The 18,814-nt window shown below is 70.6% G+C and carries 13 protein-coding genes; 9 read left to right on the plus strand and 4 right to left on the minus strand.

The genetic code is table 11. The features are described 5' to 3' along the window. The first annotated feature begins 95 nt into the window (after nt 1–95). Both MMB17_RS15075 and MMB17_RS15080 read left to right on the plus strand, forming a co-directional pair. On the plus strand, nt 96–2,150 hold the full coding sequence (locus MMB17_RS15075; protein ID WP_241099320.1) for a GumC family protein: 2,055 nt from the start codon (nt 96–98) through the stop codon (nt 2,148–2,150). Further along, a complete protein-coding gene (locus MMB17_RS15080; protein ID WP_241099322.1) occupies nt 2,147–3,430 on the plus strand; it encodes a VpsF family polysaccharide biosynthesis protein in 1,284 nt (427 codons plus the stop codon). The genes MMB17_RS15075 and MMB17_RS15080 overlap by 4 nt, the downstream gene beginning before the upstream one ends. Before the next feature lie 12 nt (nt 3,431–3,442). Here MMB17_RS15080 and MMB17_RS15085 read toward each other — a convergent pair whose 3' ends face one another. Both MMB17_RS15085 and MMB17_RS15090 read right to left on the minus strand, forming a co-directional pair. After that, a complete protein-coding gene (locus MMB17_RS15085; protein ID WP_241099323.1) occupies nt 3,443–4,714 on the minus strand; it encodes a glycoside hydrolase family 5 protein in 1,272 nt (423 codons plus the stop codon). Beyond that, entirely contained in the window at nt 4,711–5,889 is a 1,179-nt protein-coding gene (locus MMB17_RS15090; protein ID WP_241099324.1) for a DUF1972 domain-containing protein, read from the minus strand. The genes MMB17_RS15085 and MMB17_RS15090 overlap by 4 nt, the downstream gene beginning before the upstream one ends. Nucleotides 5,890–6,095: 206 nt before the next feature. On the opposite strand from MMB17_RS15090, the gene MMB17_RS15095 reads away from it, so the two are divergent. Then, on the plus strand, nt 6,096–7,259 hold the full coding sequence (locus tag MMB17_RS15095) for a glycosyltransferase family 4 protein (protein ID WP_241099326.1): 1,164 nt from the start codon (nt 6,096–6,098) through the stop codon (nt 7,257–7,259). Then, complete coding sequence (locus MMB17_RS15100) at nt 7,256–8,542, plus strand: polysaccharide biosynthesis protein (RefSeq protein ID WP_241099327.1); 1,287 nt, start codon at nt 7,256–7,258, stop codon at nt 8,540–8,542. Before MMB17_RS15095 ends, MMB17_RS15100 begins: the two co-directional genes overlap by 4 nt. Before the next feature lie 88 nt (nt 8,543–8,630). On the opposite strand, the gene MMB17_RS15105 is transcribed toward MMB17_RS15100, so the two are convergent. Then, a complete protein-coding gene (locus tag MMB17_RS15105; protein ID WP_238312382.1) occupies nt 8,631–8,864 on the minus strand; it encodes a hypothetical protein in 234 nt (77 codons plus the stop codon). Nucleotides 8,865–9,274: 410 nt separating this feature from the next. Here MMB17_RS15105 and MMB17_RS15110 point away from each other — a divergent pair, with 410 nt between their 5' ends. Together MMB17_RS15110 and MMB17_RS15115 are read left to right on the plus strand one after the other, a co-directional pair. After that, nucleotides 9,275–10,099 (plus strand): FAD binding domain-containing protein, encoded by an 825-nt coding sequence (locus MMB17_RS15110; RefSeq protein WP_241099329.1) that lies wholly within the window; start codon nt 9,275–9,277, stop codon nt 10,097–10,099. Further along, nucleotides 10,099–12,840, plus strand: a complete 2,742-nt coding sequence (locus MMB17_RS15115) for a molybdopterin-dependent oxidoreductase (protein ID WP_241099330.1) — start codon at nt 10,099–10,101, stop codon at nt 12,838–12,840. Before MMB17_RS15110 ends, MMB17_RS15115 begins: the two co-directional genes overlap by 1 nt. Nucleotides 12,841–12,886: 46 nt before the next feature. Here the strand turns inward: MMB17_RS15115 and MMB17_RS15120 are convergent, their stop codons facing one another. Further along, nucleotides 12,887–14,392: an NAD(P)/FAD-dependent oxidoreductase gene (locus MMB17_RS15120; protein ID WP_241099331.1), complete on the minus strand. Its 1,506-nt coding sequence runs from the start codon at nt 14,390–14,392 to the stop codon at nt 12,887–12,889. Nucleotides 14,393–14,640: 248 nt separating this feature from the next. Here MMB17_RS15120 and MMB17_RS15125 point away from each other — a divergent pair, with 248 nt between their 5' ends. The 3 genes from MMB17_RS15125 to MMB17_RS15135 all read left to right on the plus strand — a co-directional run bounded on the left by MMB17_RS15125 (nt 14,641) and on the right by MMB17_RS15135 (nt 18,753). Continuing rightward, nucleotides 14,641–15,633 carry a phosphatase PAP2 family protein gene (locus MMB17_RS15125; protein ID WP_241099332.1) on the plus strand — a complete coding sequence of 331 codons (993 nt, stop codon included), beginning with the start codon at nt 14,641–14,643 and terminating at the stop codon, nt 15,631–15,633. A 118-nt stretch (nt 15,634–15,751) separates the two neighbouring features. After that, a complete protein-coding gene (locus MMB17_RS15130; RefSeq protein ID WP_241099333.1) occupies nt 15,752–16,951 on the plus strand; it encodes a glycosyltransferase family 87 protein in 1,200 nt (399 codons plus the stop codon). Continuing rightward, nucleotides 16,951–18,753: a hypothetical protein gene (locus MMB17_RS15135; RefSeq protein WP_241099334.1), complete on the plus strand. Its 1,803-nt coding sequence runs from the start codon at nt 16,951–16,953 to the stop codon at nt 18,751–18,753. Before MMB17_RS15130 ends, MMB17_RS15135 begins: the two co-directional genes overlap by 1 nt. Nucleotides 18,754–18,814: the final 61 nt, after the last annotated feature.

Below are 18,814 nucleotides of genomic sequence, written 5' to 3' on the forward strand. Positions count from 1 at the left end.
ATCGGACGGTGCAGGCGGCACGGAGACCTGTTTTGAACCAACAGTGGCCGAGCGTGGCACGGATCGATCGCAATCTTCCCCAGACGCAGTGGCTCATGTCCCCGGGCATGGACCGCGGCGCGAGCGAGACGCCGGACACCACCGCCGAGGTGGGCGATCTCTGGCGCATCCTGGCGCGGCGCTACCGCACGATCCTGCTCGTCACCGCGCTCGTCACGGCCGGGTCCCTGCTCTACGCCTTCCTCGCGCCCTCGCTCTACACGGCGACCTCGCAGATCCTGATCGACCCGCGGGACCGGCAGGTCGTGTCCAACGACCTGAATTCCTCCGCGCTCTCGCCGGATGGCGGCATCGCCCAGGTCGAGAGCCAGGTGCGCGTCATCGAATCCGACAGCGTGCTGCTGCGGGCGATCGCCGAGGTCGGCCTCGAGACCGATCCGGAATTCGGCGGGCCGAGCACGGGCCTGGTGAGCCGCCTCGTCCAGAGCTTCACCGGCAGCGCCGACGAGAGCCCGGAGGCGGCCAAGGCCAAGGCCCTGCGCAGCCTGCGCCGCAAGCTCGCGGTCAAGCGCGCCGACAAGGTCTTCGTCATCGACGTGATCGTGACCGCCTCCGACCCTGACAAGACCGCGCGGATCGTCAACGCCATCGCGAAGGGCTACCTCGCCGATCAGGCCGATGCCCGCGCCGACGCGGCCCGGCGCGCCGCCGGCGAGCTGAGCGCGCGCCTCGACGCCCTGCGCACGGACGTGAACAAGGCCGAGACGCGGCTCGAGGCCTTCAAGGCCAAGAACGGGCTGATCGCCTCCTCGGGCCGCATCGTCAACGAGCAGCAGATCACCGACAGCAACGCCCGGCTCGTGGCCGCCCGCAACCGCACCACCGATGCCAAGAGCCGGCTCCAGGCAGTGCGCGACGCCCGCGGCCGGGCCTTCGATCCCGGCGCCGCCCCGGAGGCGATCTCCTCCGCGGTGATCGAGCGGCTGCGCTCGCAATATGCCGATCTGACCAGCCGGGAGGCGGATCTGCGCACCCAGCTCGGGGCGCGCCATCCCTTCATCCAGGCGGTGCGCACGCAGAAGGCCGACGTGAAGCGGCTGATCGATGCCGAGCTCGACCGCATCGTCCAGGCCGCGGAGATCGAATATCAGCGCGCCCTGACCAACGAGCGCATGCTCACCGGCAATCTCGACGCCCTGCGGGCGGAGTCCGTCCAGACCGGCAAGGCCAGCGTGCAGCTGCGCGAGCTGGAGCGGGAGGTCGAGGCCGCGCGCTCGGTCTACAACGCCTTCCTGGTGCGCTCCCGCGAGGTCGGCGAGCAGGCCGGCGTCGATCCCACCAATGCCCGCGTCATCACCTGGGCGCGCCCGCCGGAGGAGCGGAGCTGGCCCCTGCGCCTGCTCGTCATCGGCGCGGGCCTCGCCGGCGGCCTCGGCTGCGGCGCTGGTCTCGCCCTGGTGCGGGAATACGTGAATCCGACGCTGCTCTCCCGCCGCCAGCTCGAACGGCTCCTCGGCGCCCCGGTCCTGGCGGTGCTGCCCGGGGCCCGGCACCTCGCCAAGGGGAGCGCCCCGGCCGCCTTCGCCCTGGACGGGCTCTACGGCCTGAACAGCTCCCCGGGCGGCCAGCGGGCGCTCACGGTGATGGTGACGGCCGCCGCCTCCGACGCGAGCGAGCGCAAGGCGGCCATCGACCTCCTCGCCGCCGTGGCGACGGCGAGAGGCGACCGGGTCCTGGTGATCGAGGCCGATCTCAGCGCCGGCCAGGTCGGAGAGGGCGGCCTCTTGGAGGTGCTGCGGGGCGAGCAGAGCCTCAATGCCGTCTCGGCGGAAGACACCGCCACGGGGGCCCGCCGGCTCGGTGTCGGCAACGGCCAGAAGCCGGTGCGCGACGCCTTCGAGCGGGAGAATGTCAGCCGCTTCCTCGCCGGTATCGGCAGCCGCTACGATCTGGTGCTGTTCGACGGCGGCACGCTCTCGGAGAATCTCCGCATCGGCGCCCTGGCGGCCTCGGTCGACCGGCTGCTCGTGGTCGCCCGCGGCGGCCTGACCCGGCAGAAGGACCTGATCGACCTCGGCAAGGTCGCCGCCACGCTGCAGCGCCCGATCGCGGGCACCCTCATGATCGAGGGCGGAAAGGCGGGTCGATGATCCCGTCCGGCCAGACCGCCTGGGCGCCCCCGCGGCGGCGCGGCCTGCGGCTGAGCATGGAGCCGGTGCTGCTCCTCACGGCGGCGATCATCATGGGCGTGTCCGGCGGCATGCTCTGGCTCGTCGGCATCAATTACGACGGGCTCACCGGCTCGGCGATCCACAAGCTGCACCCCGCGACCTACCTGTCCGGCCTCCTCTTCGCCGTGGCGATGCTGCGGGCCGGCAACCCGGTCGCCTATCTCGCGAGCGCCGCCGCGCGCCGGCCGGCGAGCGCGCTGATGACGATCATCGGCCTCGTCTATTTCCTGCACATCGTCCTGCGCGGCGCCCCCGGCATGGCCGGCGCCCTCGACACCTTCATGCTGCCGGGCCTCGTCGGCATCCTGCTTGCCGACGCGGATGCGCGCACCCTGCGCCGGCTGGAATGGATGGTGCACGCGGTGATGCTCGCCAATGCCGGGCTCGGCCTCGTCGAGTTCGCCACCAACCAGCGCTTCTTCCCCTATCGCCTCGACGGCGAATTGTTCGGGAACGACACGCGCTCGACCTCCCTGCAGGGGCACCCGCTCGGCAACGCCACGCTCACCTCGGTCTATGTCCTCGCCCTCATCGCGGGGGGCGGATCGATGCCGCCGCTCCTGCGCCTCGGCATGATCGGGCTGCAATCGGCCGCCCTCGTCACCTTCGGCGGCCGCTCCGGCATGGTCGTCACCCTGGTGCTCGGCGGCGGCTACGGCCTGTTGCTGCTTCACCGGACCCTGATGGCCGGGCGGATCCCGCTGCTCGCCGCCGCCGCGGCCGTGTTCGCCCTGCCGCTCGTGCCACTCGGCATCGGCGCGCTCGCCTATTTCGGCTTCTTCGACGCGCTGCTCCAGCGCTTCTCCTCGGATGGCGGCAGCGCCAATGCCCGCGTCGAGATGTTCGCGCTGTTCGGCAAGCTGCCCCTGCGTCAGCTCGTCTTCGGCCCCGACACCGCCCTGGTCGAGAGCCTGCGCCGCATCAACGGCCTCGAATGGGGCATCGAGAACCCGGTGATCCGCACGCTGCTCTACCAGGGCGCGCTGATGACCGGCCTGCTCATGATCGGCGTGACGCTCTTCTTGGTCGAGGTCGCCCGGCATTGCCGCCGGGGCATCGCCCTGCCGATGATCGCCTTCCTCATGCTGATCATGACCTTCGAGAGTCTGGGCGGAAAGACGACGCTGCTGTCGAAATTCGCGATCCTGCTCCTCGCCCTCTATCGGCCCCTGCCCGAACGCCCCGGTGCCCGCCGCTGAACCGCGGGAGATTCAGCGCGGGGAGGGCACGCGCAGGCCGAGCGCCGTGAAGATCGCCGCATCGGGCGCGCGGGTCGTGTCGTCGATCAGGCCCATGCCGTCGAACAGGTTCCAGAAGGCCCAGGCGAAGCCGAAGGATTCGGCGCTCTCGCGCACGTCGCGCACGTAGCGGGCACGGTCGGCGGCCTTCGCCGCGACGTAGCGGGCATCGCTGCGCAGCGCCCCGAACTCCCCCATCAGGATCCGCCCGGGCGGCAGGCCATGCGTGTCCGCCCAGCCCCTCACAGCGGAGAGATAGCGGTCGAGGAAGCGCCGGTCCGGATTCGCGGCGAAATACTCCGCCATCTTCGCTTCGGTGATCCGGTAGGCCGCCTCCTTCTCCGCCCGGCTCCGCCCGGTATCCGCCGCCATCCGCGCCCGCACCGCGGCAAGGGTCTCGTCGAGGCGGCCGGCCGAGCCCGGCCAGGGCACCGCGTTGAGGGCGCGGTAGACCGGCTCGCGCATCCAGGGGGCACCCTGGTGGCTGAACAGGTAAGGCTCGTAGAAATGCACGTCGTAGAGGAGCGGCGCGAAGGCGGCGAGCCGCTTCGGATCGAGGGCGAGCAGGCCCGGGACCATGCTGCCGCAGGCCCCGGTGGCGACGAGGGTGAGGCCGGACGAGGCCGCCCGCGCCGCCGCGAGCAGGTCTCGCTGCAGGGCGTCCCAATCGGCCGCCCCGCACCCTTGGGGCGGCTCGTTCACCGGTTCGAGGGCGACACGTCCCCGACGGCCGAAGCGCGCGGCGAGGGCGGCCACGAAGGCGCGGTAGTCCGGCCAGAGCGGGGCCCGGGCGCTGCCGTAGAGCGCGGCGGGGTTGTAGTGATGCGTGGCGCCATTGGCATGGACGTTGAGGACCAGGGACAGGCCGGCCCCGAGGATCGCGTCGACCGCACCGTCCAGTTCGGCGAAGAGCGCGTCGCGCTGCCGGTCCGTGAAGGCGAGGAAGGGGCCGGGATCGACCGGCAGCCGCACGAAGTCGAGCCCCGACGCGGCGAGGCGCGCCAGATCCTGCCGCCTCGGCACCGGCCGCTCCGGCTGGAAAGCGGGCCAGCCGTAATCCGTGCGCGGCGGCGGGTATTCCCGGGTCAGGGCGAACCAGGGCCAGAGGTTGACGCCCCGGCGCAGGGCGATCGGCTCGGGCGCGGCGCAGGCGCCCGGCGAGGAGCCCGGCAGGGCGGCGCAGGCGAGGGCCCCGGCGATCGCCCCCCGGCGCGTCGGGCGGGCGTCCTTCGGCGGAGGGCTCATCGCGAGCGCTGCGCCATCCCGAGGGCAGCCGGCGCGCCGCCGCCGGTCGGTGCCGCCGCGTAGCCGCCGAGCGCCCGGATCTCGTCCTCGTAGGTTTCGAGGATTTCGGTCCAGTCGAACCGCTTCGCCTGACGCCGCGCCGCACGGCGCGCGGCCCCGGCCCGCTCGTCGTTCTCGAGCATGTCGACGATCAGCCGCTCGCAGGATTCGGCATCCGTGAAATAGGCCTGTCCCTCGCCGGCGGTGCCGCGGTTATAGGCGTTGTCGTGGGCGATGATCGGGCTGCCGGCCCAGAGCGCCTCGACCAGGGACGGATTCGTGCCGCCGACCGAATGGCCGTGCAGATAGGCCCGGGCGTGGAAGCGCAACGCCTTCACGGTGCCGGCATCGTAGATGGCGCCCGGGAACAGCACCTCGTCGCCCGCGGCCGCCTTCACGCGCACATGGTAGGGATTGGCGGGATCGAGCTTGCCCAGCACCACCAGGGTCGCGTTCCGCCGCCGCCGCGCGAAGGCCTCGACGAAGGTGAGGATGTTGTTGTCGGGCTCGATGCGGGCGATCGACACCAGGTAGCGTCCGGGCTCCAGCCCGAGCGCCCGCACCGGCGCGTCCGGAGCCTCGGTGACCGGGTCGCCGCCATAGGGAATCGTGGCGATGGCGCTGCGGGGGCGCCGCGTCGCGAGGTGGTCGGCGATGACCGGATGGTCCGCCACCAGCCGGTGCGAGGACCAGGCGGCGATCCACTCGTTGACCCAGAACCAAGTGCGCACGGCCCACATCCATTTCGGCCGGCGCCACTCGATGCCGTCCATGTTGGTGAGGACCGGACGGCCGCGCAGGCGCAGGAGCGGCAGGAACACCGCGCCGTTATAGCCGAGCACGAGGCAGACGCCGTCCCGCCGCGCCGCATCGACGACGCAATGATAGTCGAATTCGAGGGTGGCCCAGGGCCCCTTGGAGGCCACCTCGACATGGATCAGCTCGACGCCCCGCCACGTCTCGGTGGCGAAACGCTGCGCGACCCTCTCCACCTCGCGCTGGCAATAGACGCGCACCTGCCAGCCGCGGCCGGCCAGGAACAGCGCGAGCCGCTCCGCGAAGGTCTCGAAGCCGCCATGGGCCGCCGGGATGCCGCGCGTCCCGAGGATCAGGACGGAAGGTCGGGGCAGGGTCATACCTGGTCTCACAATGAAACGTCGTGCGTCTCGCAACGGGATGACGAAAGGATGTCGCAATCATCCCGGAAGGATTTTCGCACAGCTCCGGCAGCACCGTGCCACCTCGACGGAAGGTTGAGCAAACTTCGCACCCGGCTCGGCTTTTGCCCTTCTCAGGTTGCAACGTCGTCAATCGTGCCGATTGGGAGCACAGGGAACTCTGGATGACCCGCATTACCTGCGTGCATCAGGGCTACGAGCTTTACGGCTCGGACCGGAGCTTCGTGGAAAGCGTGCGCGTGATCCGCGCCTCCTATCCACAGGCCTTCATCGAAGTCCTCCTGCCCAGCGACGGACCGATCGTCGCCCCGCTGCGGGACTTCGCCTCGAAGGTCACCATCGTTCCGCTCTGGGTGCTGCGCCGCCGCGACCTGCCGCGCCTCGCCACCCTCGGCCTGCTGCGCCTGCCCCTCGCCGTCGGCCGCGCCCTCTGGCGGCTGCGCCGGAGCGACCTCGTCTACGTGAACACCTGCGTCGTGGCGGATTACCTCCTCGCCGCCGGGCTGAGCCCGGGCCGCACCATCGTCCATGTCCACGAGATCCCGGAGGGCATGGTGCGCCAGGGCCTGCGGGCCCTGCTGCGCGGGAGCCGGGCCGAGATCGTGTTCAATTCCCGGGCGACGCAGGCCGCCTTCGCCCTGCCGGCGCGGATCGGCCAGCGCGTCGTCTATAACGGCATCGCCGATCCCGGCGCCCCGAAGGGCATGGGCTATGACGGCACGCGCCCCCTGCGCCTGCTGATGCTCGGGCGGATCAGCCGCATCAAGGGCCAGGACGTGCTGCTGGAGGCCCTGGCGCAGCTGCCGGAGGCCCTCAAGCACCGGATCGCGGTGCGCATCGTCGGCAGCGCCTTCGAGGACGAGGCCCGGGAGCGGGCCCTCGCCGAGACCATCCTCGCCTCCGGCCTTGCCGGAACCGTGACCTGCCTGCCCTTCGTGCCGGATCCGGGGGCGCATTTCCGCTGGGCGGATGTCGTCGCCGTGCCCTCCCGCCTGCCCGAATCCCTCGGCCGCGTGGCGATCGAGGCGATGGCCCACGGCGTTCCCCCGATAGTCTCGCGGATCGGCGGCCTGCCGGAGGTGGTCGAGCATGGCCGCACCGGCTGGATCGTGCCCCCCGGCCGGGCGGACGCGCTCGCCCAGGCGCTTGCCGCCATCATCGCCGAGCCGGATTCCTGGTCCGGTTACCCCGCCGCCGCACGGGCCCGCTACGAGCGGATCTTCGCCCAGGGCGCCTGCGCGGAGGCGCTGAGCGCCGCCCTCGAGGGCGTGCTCGGCGCGCGGGCGAGCCGCGCCCCGGCGCCGGCCGGCAGCGCGGTGTACCGATGACCCGGGACAAGGGGCTGCTGGCGCGCTTCGTCCTCATCCTCGGCGGCGAGTTCGTCCAGAGTGCGTTCCATTTCGCGCTCAACATCGCGCTGGTGCGCACGCTCACCCAGTACGATTACGGCGTCTTCTCCATCGTCTTCCTGGTGGGCGGCATCGGCCTCACCTATGTCCGGGCGCTCGCCGGCGTGCCCGCCATCACCTTCGTGCCGCCGCGCCTCGGCCGCGCCGGGGCGAAGGCGATCGAGGTGACCTTCGGCTCCGGGGCGCTCCTCGTCTCGGTGCTGATCGGGGCCGGCGTCTGCGTGGCGCTCCTGTTCACGCCGCAGGTGCATCCCCTGCCGGGCGGCCTCTTCGTCGCGCTCTGGTGCCTGCGCAGCTACCTGCGGCTGGCCTTCTTCGCCAAGCGCCGCCCCCTGGAATCGGGTCTCGGCGACCTCACCTTCGCCCTACTCGGCACGGGGCTGGCGCTCCTGCTGGTGCATGGCGACGATGCCCGGCGCATCGAGGGCGTGTTCGTGGCCCTGGCCTGCGCCCATGCCGCGGGGATCCTGGTCTCCCTCGCAGCCCTGCGCGAGCGGGTGCGGGTCAGCTTCGGCGCGCCGTTCCGCCGGCGCTACGGGGCTTTGCGCGGGAAACTCGGCTGGTCGCTCCTCGGCGTCACCACCACGACGCTGCAGGGCCAGGGTCAGGTTCTGGTGGTCGCCCTGATCGCGGGGCCCGACGCCTATGCCCCCATCGCCGCCTGCCTGGTGCTGTTCGCGCCCCTGCGCCTCGGCGCCTCGGCGCTCGGGAACATGGTCCAGCCCGAGATCGCCGCGCATCTCGCTTCGGGGGATCTCACGGGCGCCCGACGCCTCGCCCGCCGCGCCACGCTCCTGCTCGTCGCCGGCTGCCTCGCCTATGGCGGCCTGCTTCTCCTCGGCATGCCGGTGATCGACGCGCATCTCTTCGCGGGGCGCTACGCCCACGAGCCCCTCGCCCTGATCACGGGCCTGCTCTGGGCGGTGGTGACCGTCTCCCTGGCCTACGGGGCGCCGCGCCTGCTGCTGGAGACGGCCCAGGATTTCCGCTTCCTGGCCGGCCTCTCGGCCGCGAGCGCGGCGGCCGGCATGGCGGCGGTGACGCTGCTCCTCGTCGTCTCGACGCCGGCCTGGTCGATCCTCGGCCTGCTCCTGTCCGAGACGATCGTCCTCGTCGCCTGCAGCGCCGTCTTCGCGCCGGCCGGGTCCGCCCGGTCGGTCCGCACGGAGCGGCGGCTGGCCGGGAGCACCGGGAACGCCTGAGGCTCGCGACCGGGCCGCGAACGGTCGGCCCCCATGGGATGAGCTCGCCACGTCCGGCCGCCGCAGCGCGGCGGCACGGGTCGCGCGGTCAGGCGGCGCGCTTCACACGGATGGCGTCGCCGCCCTTGCCACCGCCCCAGGCGGCGAGAAGGCTGCGGCTTACCTCGGCCGGCGTGTGACGGGCACCGAGGCTGTCGACGATCACGACGCCCTGCATGCCCGCCGCGCTCATGGTCAGCGCCTGTTCCAGGGCGGAGAGCATCGAATCCCGCTCGAAGCTGACCTGGCCCGCGCCCGTCCGTGCATTGACGATGAAGCTCACTGGGACACCATTTTTGCCAGGCAGGTCGTCGGGACCGGCCGATTTTCTGAAAAGCCCGAAGTTCAGGCGCCGAGCCTCCCCGGATCGGCCATCCCATCAACTTCGATGTGACGGCATCAGGTTGACGAATCCTGAGCGGAACTGCGTTTTCTCAAGGCAAGATTGGGGCGCGGCAAACATTGGCCGCCCTGCGCCGGTCCCCGGCGACCCGGAACGAGGCCGGGACGGCAGCGCCGCGGGGCCGGGACGGCATCGGGATCGCGGACGCATCAATCCGCGAAACACCGCCTGCGAAATGGCCAGCCCTCGCCCGGCCGCCGCAGGATGACGCGCTCCGCCACGGCGACGGCCGAGCTGGAAGCGTTCTTGCGTGGGGTGCAGAGAGGCGAGGGGCGCCGGACCGGAAGACGATGGATCTCAACACGATCGAGACGGTGGTGAAGCCACGGGACAAGGCGGATCTGCCGGGCTGGCAGCCGGGCGACGCCTGGCTCGCGGGCGGAACCTGGCTCTTCTCCGAGCCGCAGCCTTCCCTGCGCCGCCTGATCGACCTGACCGGGCTCGGCTGGGAGACGCATCGCATCGACGCGGCGGGGCTCACCCTCGCGGCGACCTGCACCATCGCCGCCCTGGAGCGGCTGGACCTGCCGCCCGCCTGGACGGCGGCCCCCCTCGTCGGCCAGTGCTGCCGGGCGCTGCTCGGCTCCTTCAAGGTCTGGAACCTCGCGACCGTCGGCGGCAATCTCTGCATGGCGCTGCCCGCTGGGCCGATGATCGCGCTGACGGCGGCCCTCGACGGGGTCTGCACGCTGTGGACGCCGCAGGGCAGCGAGCGCCAGCTTGCCGTCGAAGCCTTCGTATCGGGGCCGCAGAGCACGGCCCTCGCCCCCGGCGAGATCCTGCGCAGCATCGCGCTGCCGGTGGCGGCCCTGCGCCGCCGCACGGCCTTCCGCCGCATCTCCCTGAGCCCGAACGGCCGCTCCGGCGCCCTCCTGATCGGGACCCTGGACGCCGCAGGGGCCTTCGCCCTCACCGTCACCGCCTCGACCCGCCGTCCGGTGAAGATCGCCTTCGCGACGGTCCCGGATGCCGATGCCTTGACCGCGGCGCTCGCCGCCGCGATCCCCGCCTCCCTCTGGTACGACGACGTCCACGGCGCGCCGGACTGGCGGGAACGCGTGACCCATCACCTCGCACACGACATCCGGGCCGAGCTTTCCGGGGAGATCGCCTGATGCAGCTCAGCGTGAACGGGGGCGCCTTCGAGGCGGAGCCGCGCCCCGGCCAGTGCCTGCGCACCTTCCTGCGCGATCTCGGCTGGTTCGGCGTCAAGAAGGGCTGCGATGCCGGCGATTGCGGCGCCTGCACCGTCCATCTCGACGGGGAGCCGGTCCATTCCTGCCTGCTCCCGGCCTTCCGCGCCGAGGGCCGGGCGGTGACGACGATCGAGGGGCTGGCCGGACCCTGCAGCCTCTCGGAGGGGGTGCCGGAGGCGATGCATCCGATGCAGGAGGCCTTCCTCGCCGCCCAGGGCTTCCAGTGCGGCTTCTGCACGCCGGGCATGGTGATGACCGCCGCCGCCCTGGACCAGGGCCGCCGCCAGGATCTCGACGCCGCGCTGAAGGGCAATCTCTGCCGCTGCACCGGCTACCGCGCCATCCGCGACGCCATCGCCGGCATCGGCCATGTCGAGTCGGAGGCGGGCGATCCGGTCGGTCGCAGCCTGCCCGCGCCGGCGGGACCCGGGGTGGTGAGCGGGCGCACGCCCTATACCTTCGACCTCGCGATTCCCGGACTGCTGCATCTCAAGGTGCTGCGCGCCCCCCACGCCCATGCCCGCATCCTGCGGATCGACCGCGCCGACGCCCTCGCCGTGCCCGGCGTCGTCGCGGTGCTCACCCACGAGGATGTCCCCGCCCGCCGCTTCTCCACCGGCCGTCACGAGAATCCCCACGACGATCCCGCGGACACGCTGATCCTCGACGCGGTCGTGCGCTTCAAGGGCCAGCGGGTCGCGGCCGTCGTCGCCGAGAGCGAGGCGGCGGCCGAGGCCGGCTGCCGCGCCCTCGTGGTCGAATACGAGACCCGGCCGGCCGTGTTCGACCCGGACGCCGCCATGCGGCCGGAGGCGCCGCGGGTCCATGACGGCTCCGACCGCCCCGGCGAGGACGCGCCGCCGCTCCTGTCCCATCCCAATCTCGCCGGGGAGGCCCATGGCCGGATCGGCGATGTGGAGGCGGGCTTCGCCGAGGCCGACGCGATCCACGAGGGCACCTACGTCTCGCAGCGGGTGCAGCACGCCCATCTGGAGACCCACGGCGCCGTGGGCTGGCTCGATGCGGAGGGGCGCCTCGTCATCCGCTCCTCGACGCAGGTGCCCTTCCTGACCCGCGATGCCCTCTGCGCCCTGTTCGACCTCGACCGCGACCGGGTTCGGGTGCTCTGCGAACGGGTCGGCGGCGGCTTCGGCGGCAAGCAGGAGACGCTGACCGAGGACCTCGTGGCCCTCGCGATCCTTAAGACCGGCCGGCCGGTCAAATGGGAGATGACGCGCGCCGAGCAATTCGCCGCCTCGACCACCCGCCATCCCATGCGGGTGCGGGTGAAGCTCGGGGCGAAGCGCGACGGCACCCTCACCGCCATCCAGCTCCACGTCGTCTCCAACACCGGCGCCTACGGCAACCATGGTGGCGGCGTGCTCCACCACGGCTGCAACGAGTCGATCGCTGCCTATCGCTGCCCGAACAAGCGGGTCGACGGCTATGCGGTCTACACGCACACGGTCCCGTCCGGCGCCTTCCGGGGCTACGGCCTGAGCCAGACCATCTTCGCCATGGAATCCGCCCTCGACGAGCTCGCCCGCAGCCTGGCGATCGATCCCTTCGCCATGCGCCGGATCAACGCCGTGCGCCCCGGCGATCCCATGGTCTCGACCAGCCTGGAGCCGCACGACGTCGCGTATGGCAGCTACGGGCTCGACCAGTGCCTGGACGCGGTCCAGGTCGCGCTGACGGAGGATCCCGGCCTGCCGTCCCCCGGCCCGGACTGGCAGGTCGGCACCGGCATGGCCATGGGCATGATCGACACGATCCCGCCCCGCGGGCACCGGGCGGATGCCCGCATCCGGCTCGAACCGGACGGGACCTACGCCCTGTTCGTCGGCACCGCCGAGTTCGGCAACGGCACCAGCACCGTGCACCGGCAGATCGCGGCCTCGGTCCTCGGCACCAGCGTCGAGCGCATCGTCCTGCGGCAATCGGATACCGATATGGTCGGCCACGATACCGGCGCCTATGGCAGCACCGGCACGGTGGTGGCCGGGCAGGCGACGATGCGGGCGGCGCAGGCGCTGGCCGAGGCGATCCGGGCCGCCGCCGCGCTTCGGGCGGGCACGGTCCCCGAATCCTGCCGGATCGCGGCCGATCACGTCGCCGTGCCGGGGGGCATTCTTCCCCTGGCCGCCCTGGCGGCGGGGGAGGGGATCGAGGCGGCCGGCTTCTCGGACGGCACGCCGCGCTCGGTGGCCTTCAACGTCCAGGCCTTCCGGGTCGCCGTGCACCCGGTCACCGGCGAGGTGCGCATCCTGCGCAGCGTCCACGCCGCCGATGCGGGCCGGGTGATGAACCCGATGCAGTGCCGCGGCCAGATCGAGGGGGGCGTGGCCCAGGCGCTGGGTGCCGCGCTCTACGAGGAGGTGCAGCTCGACGCGGAGGGCGGCGTCCTCACCCAGACCTTCCGCAACTACCACATCCCGGCCATCGCCGACGTGCCGCTGACGCAGGTGATCTTCGCCGACACCTACGACACGGTCGGGCCGCTCGGCGCGAAATCGATGAGCGAGGCGCCCTACAACCCGATCGCCGCCGCCCTCGCCAACGCGATCCGCGACGCGACCGGGGTGCGCCTCAGCGCGACGCCCTTCGCACCCGACCGGATCTTCTCGGCCTTGGGAGGCGCTTCGGAGCAGGCGGGGTGAGGCTCCGAAGCCGGGGGCCCGCCGCTTCGAAGCCGCGGGCGCCCCTTCAGGCCGCCCGGCGCGGCACGAGCCGCTCGCTCGCGAGGGCCTCCTGCGCGCCCGACACGCCGGCCTCGGCGTATTCGGCGTCCTCGTTCACGCACCAGGTGTCGTAGAGCCGCTCGCCCGCGAGGATGTTCTTGACCGTGAGCATCGCGGTCATCATCGCGTGGTCCTGATTGTTGTACTTGTGCATGCCGTTGCGCCCGACGAGGTGCAGGCTCGGGAAGGCACTCTCCAGGTCGCGCCGGATCGTGGCGACATGCGCCTTGTAGTCCTCGTCGTAGACCGGATAGGCCTTCGGCTGGCGCACCACGCAGGCATCGACCACGTCCTCGGGGGCGATCAGCCCGATCTGGCCGATCTCGCGCTTGGCGAGCGCGATCAGCTCCGCGTCCGAGGCGTTCCACAGCCCGTCGCCCTCGAAGCAGAAATATTCGAGGCCGAGACAAGTAAAGCGCTCGTCCGGCACCATCTCCGGCGACCAGGAGCGGAAGTTCTGCACGCGGCCGACCTGCACCGCGGGGTCGTGGATATAGATCCAGTTGTCGGGGAAATCCTCCCGCGCCTTGGCGATCAGCGCCACGGTCAGGAAGTCGCGATAGGCCAGCGCCCGGGCGTTGAAGGTCGAGAGGGGCGTCGGGCGCAGGGCATCGACCAGCTCGCGCAGCGGTGCGGAGGAGATCACGTGGCGGGCGGTGAAGGTCTCCCGCGCGCCGTCGCCGCGCAGCGCGGTCACGGTCCAGAGCCCGGTACGCGCGTCGTAGCGCAGGCCGTCGACGCCGCGGTCGAGCAGCACCTTGCCCCCCTGCGCCGCGATCCTCTCGGCGGCGGCCTCCCACATCATGCCGGGGCCACGCCGGGGATAGCGGAAGGATTCGATCAGCGTCTTGATCACCGGCTCGCCCGCCGCCGGCTTCTTCTTGCGCAGGCCCAGCGAACGCACCACCGCGTCGCGGATCGCGGCGCCGAGATCGAGCCCCTTGATGCGCTGCGCCGCCCAATCGGCGGAAATCGCGTCGCAGGACATCCCCCAGACCTTCTCGGTGTAGGTCTTGAAGAAGATCGCAAACAGCCGCTCGCCGAACTGGTTGCGCACCCATTCGTGGAAGGTCTTCGGCTCGCGCACCGGCCGGGCCCGCGCCCGCAGATAGGAGCCGACGCAGGCCGCGCTCTGCAGCAGGCCCAGGTTGCGCAGGGCCTCGAAGGCCTTCAGCGGATAGGCGTAGTACTTGCCCTTGTAATAGATCCGCGACAGCCGCGGCCGGTCGATGAAATCGTTGGGCAGGATCTCGTCCCAGAGATCCACCACCGCCTTGGACTTCGAGAAGAAGCGGTGCCCGCCGATGTCGAACAGATAGCCGTGATGGGAAACCGTGCGGCTGATGCCTCCGACCTGGGACGGATCGCGCTCCAGAACGGTGACGTCGCGCCCCTCCTTGGAGAGAAGATACCCCGCCGTCAGCCCCGCCGGCCCGGCGCCGATCACCAGGGTCTCGGTGTGGTGGCTCATTACGACTCCGGCGGATCGAACCTGCAGGACGGGCCAAGCCCGCTCGCGCCACTCTCGCGCAGCCGAGGTTAAGGAAGCGCTGAGGCCGACCGCCGGAGGAGCGTCGGAGCCCGGGTCGCAAAGGCTACCTGCGGCCGGTCGAGGAGAAACACCCTTCCGCCCTGGAAGAGAGCATAAGTCAGCCTTAAGCAGGCCGAAAGCAGGACGCCGATAGCAATCCCGGAATTATTGATTTTCCGGCGTTTCACATGGCCTTCGAATACTCAACCTTGAGTTGCAAAAATTCATTTGCGCTATCTTTAGGTGCGATCGTTATAATGGGGATTGGAAGGATCGCTCTTTGCTACAATCTACCGGATGTTATCGGAGGGAAAGCTGCTGCCCTTGAGGGCCTTCAAGCGTTTTTGACAGGCGCACCGTTCGTTTTCTCCGGAATATTCTGCATCTTTGTAAGAGACTACATCAGAGCCGGCATGGCAATCCTATCGATAGGATTGTTTTACTGGTGCGGAGCGTCCGTTCTCAGAACACAATTCGTCATATTTTATATCGGCAGACACTTCGATTTCATAGACAGCAATCTTGGCGCAATCGATGCGAATACAGGATTCGATTGGACATCATACTTCGAATGGGCAGTTAATCATAGAATTATTTTCCAAATATTTGATTACGCATATCAATCGATCTGGATTCAACCGGTCTGCCTGTTCATTGCCTATATGTGGCGCAGAAATCTGCCGAATTTCATGATCCTGCAAACGTCGCTTTCATTATCACTTGCCCTCACCTGCATCGTCGCTACGTTGATGCCCGCGCTCGGTGCATACCAGTTTCATGGCATGACACCGGATCGACATCCGGGTCTTGCCTTGGAATTTGCCGATGGCATGACTCAGCCGATGCTGTGGCTTCGACAGGAACAACTTCCAGCGGTCCTGCCGCCATTTCGGGACGTTCGGCTGATCACCTTCCCCTCATGGCATGCTGCCGCAGCCATCATTTTCATCATGTCGGCGTGGTCATTGCCCGCACTTCGCTGGCCTGCCCTCGCCCTGAATGGGCTGATGCTGGCCGCCACGCCTGTTCAGGGCAGTCACTACCTGACCGACATCATCGTGGGCGCCATGGTTGGAGGCGTCTCGTTCCTCACCCTCGCATGGGCTCTTCAGGTTCCGATGCCTTTCGGCGCCGGCCTGTCCGAGATCAAGGCACCTCCGTCCCGATCATCCGACGCGTAAGCACGGTCTGTCCGCGTCGATCCGTTAACCATGCCGTTCTAAGAGTTGGGGAGCGCCGGCCATTCAGAATCTGAAGCGCCCGGCCGGTTCTTCGAGGGCGTGGATGTCGGGGAGGGAAATGGCGGCGCCGCTTCGGCCCGCGGTCTTGGCGGCCAGCCTCGGGCTGATCGCGACCGCTCCGCTTCTGTTCCGCCTCTATCGGCCAGCGGGGGATGGCCTCGACGTCACTGGCCATCCCATCGGGCGCGACTTCATCAATGTCTGGGCGGGCTCCAGACTGGCCTTCGACGGGCAGATCGCGGCGCTGTTCGACATCGCCGCCTATGCCGAATCCATCGGGCGGCTGTTCGGGCAACCCCTGCCGTTCCACGTCTGGAGCTATCCGCCGCAGACGCTGTTGCTGATCGCCCCCTTCGGAGCGCTTCCCTATTTCCCAGCCCTGGCGCTCTGGACCCTCGGTCTCTTCGCCGCCTTTGCCGGCGTGACCTTGAGCGTGGTGGCGCCCGAGGCGCGTCCGCGCGCCCTGGCGCTGCTCGCAGTCGCGCCCGCCTGCCTGATCAACACCGCCGGGGGCCAGAACGGCTTCCTCACCGGCAGTCTGCTCCTGGGCGGCCTGCTCTGGCTCGACCGGCGCCCCGTCCTTGCCGGGTTTCTGTTCGGCCTCCTGTCCTTCAAGCCGCAACTCGGCGTGGCCTTGCCCTTCGTCCTGATCGCGCTCGGGGCATGGCGGGCGCTACGCTCAGCCTGTATCGCCGCGCTGCTTCTCGTCGCGGCCTCGCTGGCCTTGTTCGGCATCGAGCCCTGGCAGGCCTACTTGACCACGACGCGTGCCTATCAGTGGCTTGTGATCGAGCGTTTCGAGGGCTTCTATCCCGTTATGATGACCTCGGTTTATGCCGGGGCACGCACCGTCGGGCTGCCGCTTCAGGCATCCCTGGTGCTGCAAGCCTGCATCGCCCTGCCAGTGCTCGCTGCGACAATCTGGGCGGTCCGGCGTACAGTCGATCCGCGGCAGCGGGCAGCCATCGTCGTCTGCGCGGTTCCGCTCCTGACGCCCTATACTTTCAACTACGACCTCACCGGGCTGGCGGCGGTGGCCGTGTGGAGGTTCTGCGACCGGGAGCCCGAAGCTGCCTCGGCCTGGCTCCTGGCGGCTTGGCTCATTCCGGCCGTGACGATACCGGTCAACATGGTCGGCCTCGGCATCGCGCCGGTGTTGCTCCTCGCTCTCTTTCTCCTCCAGCTGCGCAGGATCGCCACGCACTGGCCGGCCGTTCTCGGCGGGCCCGCCGCGGCAGTCGTCTCGGGGCACATCTGATGCGCGGCTCGGCCTGGCTCGCTGCCGCGCCGAAGGCGGCTCCGGGCGGCCTCCTCGAACGCCCGGCGCTGCTCTGGCTGCTCGCGGGAATCGGCCTTGCCTGCGCCTTCTCGCCGGAGGGCTTCGTGGCGGCCCTCGGCCTGCATTTCCCCGACACCGACGACGCCATGCGGCTCGCCGAGGTGCGCGACCTCGTGAACGGCCAGCCCTGGTTCGATCTCGTCCAGCACCGGTTCCTGCCGCCCGTGGGGGTGCAGAGCCACTGGTCGCGCCTGCTCGATGCGCCCCTCGCCGCCGCGATCGCCGGGCTCACCCCGTGGGTCGGCCCCCGCCTGGCGGAGGGGCTGACCGTGGCCCTGTGGCCGCCCCTGCTCTTCGCGCTCTACCTGGCCATCCTCTACCGGGGAACGGCACGCCTGCTCTCACGCCGGGCGGCCATCCTCGCCGTCTTCGCCGCGAGCCTCACCCTCGGCCTCGTGCTCCAGTTCCGCCCGGGCCGGATCGATCACCACAACGTCCAGATCCTCTGCCTGATCGGCGTCGGCCTCTGCCTGATGGATCCGGCGCGCCGGGCCGCGCCCGCGGCCCTGGCCGGCTTCCTCTGCGCCCTGTCCCTGGCGATCGGGCTCGAAGCGGTTCCGCTCATCGCCGTCGCCGGCCTGTTCGTCCTCGGAGCCTGGGGGCTGACGGGCCGGACCGCGCTCCCGCGCTTCCTCGGCTTCGGCCTCGCCCTCGGCCTGGGGGCGGGGGGCCTGTTCGCCCTGCAGACCGATCCCGCCCTCTGGGCCGTCGGCGCCTGCGATGCCCTCTCGCCGCCCTGGCTCTGGCTCGCCGGCAGCGCGGGCCTCCTCGCCCTCGCCGCCGCGCTCCTGCCGGAGCGGGCGCCGCCTGTCGCGCGCCTCGGCCTCCTGGCGGCCGGCGGAGCGGTATCCCTTGCCGGCTTCGCCTGGCTCTTCCCGCACTGCCTCGGCGGCCCCTTTCCGGGGATGCCGGAAGTCGTGCGCGCGCATTGGCTGCACAAGATCTTCGAGATGCGGCCGCTTCCCGCCATCCTGCACGACGCGCCGGCCGAAGGCTTCGGCTACGCGTTCGTGCTGCTGCCGGCGGCCCTCGTTTCGGCCCTCTTCGCCCTGCGCGGCCCCGGCCCCCGCCGGCTCTTCCTGCTCTGCGCCCTCTTCCTCGCCACGGGCGCGGCGCAGAGCGGCTTCCAGTTCCGCGGCTTCTTCGTCGCCATCGCCTTCGTGCCCCTCGTCGCGGGGGCGGCCCTCGACCGGGCCTTCGCCCTGATCGGCGACACGACGCGGCCGCCCGCGCACCGCCTCGGCCCGGTCGCGGCGGCGCTCTGCCTGCTGAGCCCGGTCTGGCTCCTGCCGGTCAGCCTGGCGAAAGCCCTCGCCCCATCGACCCCCACCGAGGCACCGGCGCAGACCGGCTCCTGCACCGCGCCGGAAGCCTTCCGGACTTTGGCCGGCCTGCCGCCGGGCCTCGTCCTCGCCCCGATCGATCTCGGCCCGGCGATCCTCCTCAACACGCCGCATTCCATCGTCGCGGCTCCCTATCACCGCGCCAGCGCCGGTCTGCAGGCATCGCTGGAGGCCTTCGGGGCGGACGAGGACGCGATGCGCCGCCAGGTCGAAGCCCTGGGCGTCCGCTATGTCGCGCTCTGCGCCGCCACGCCCCCCGCCTCCCTCGACGACAGAACGCCCTTCGCGACCCGTCTCGCGCGGGGGCAAACCGCCGTCGCCTGGCTCGAACCCGTGGGGGCGTCCGGCGGCCCCCTGCGCCTCTGGCGGGTCCCCTGACGTCGACCACGCGATTTTTGCCACAAAATTGGATAGGCTCTCGGCGCCCGGCCCATGCGGT

This window comes from Methylobacterium organophilum, assembly GCF_022533465.1.
Classification (GTDB): domain Bacteria; phylum Pseudomonadota; class Alphaproteobacteria; order Rhizobiales; family Beijerinckiaceae; genus Methylobacterium; species Methylobacterium organophilum.

Bases quoted from the DNA above. Each gene is read 5' to 3' on its own strand.
- MMB17_RS15075 (WP_241099320.1), top strand. From the start codon at position 96: ATGTCCCCGGGCATGGACCGCGGCGCGAGCGAGACGCCGGACACCACC.
- MMB17_RS15080 (WP_241099322.1), top strand. From the start codon at position 2,147: ATGATCCCGTCCGGCCAGACCGCCTGGGCGCCCCCGCGGCGGCGCGGC.
- MMB17_RS15085 (WP_241099323.1), bottom strand. From the start codon at position 4,714: ATGAGCCCTCCGCCGAAGGACGCCCGCCCGACGCGCCGGGGGGCGATC.
- MMB17_RS15090 (WP_241099324.1), bottom strand. From the start codon at position 5,889: ATGACCCTGCCCCGACCTTCCGTCCTGATCCTCGGGACGCGCGGCATC.
- MMB17_RS15095 (WP_241099326.1), top strand. From the start codon at position 6,096: ATGACCCGCATTACCTGCGTGCATCAGGGCTACGAGCTTTACGGCTCG.
- MMB17_RS15100 (WP_241099327.1), top strand. From the start codon at position 7,256: ATGACCCGGGACAAGGGGCTGCTGGCGCGCTTCGTCCTCATCCTCGGC.
- MMB17_RS15110 (WP_241099329.1), top strand. From the start codon at position 9,275: ATGGATCTCAACACGATCGAGACGGTGGTGAAGCCACGGGACAAGGCG.
- MMB17_RS15115 (WP_241099330.1), top strand. From the start codon at position 10,099: ATGCAGCTCAGCGTGAACGGGGGCGCCTTCGAGGCGGAGCCGCGCCCC.
- MMB17_RS15120 (WP_241099331.1), bottom strand. From the start codon at position 14,392: ATGAGCCACCACACCGAGACCCTGGTGATCGGCGCCGGGCCGGCGGGG.
- MMB17_RS15125 (WP_241099332.1), top strand. From the start codon at position 14,641: ATGGCCTTCGAATACTCAACCTTGAGTTGCAAAAATTCATTTGCGCTA.
- MMB17_RS15130 (WP_241099333.1), top strand. From the start codon at position 15,752: ATGGCGGCGCCGCTTCGGCCCGCGGTCTTGGCGGCCAGCCTCGGGCTG.
- MMB17_RS15135 (WP_241099334.1), top strand. From the start codon at position 16,951: ATGCGCGGCTCGGCCTGGCTCGCTGCCGCGCCGAAGGCGGCTCCGGGC.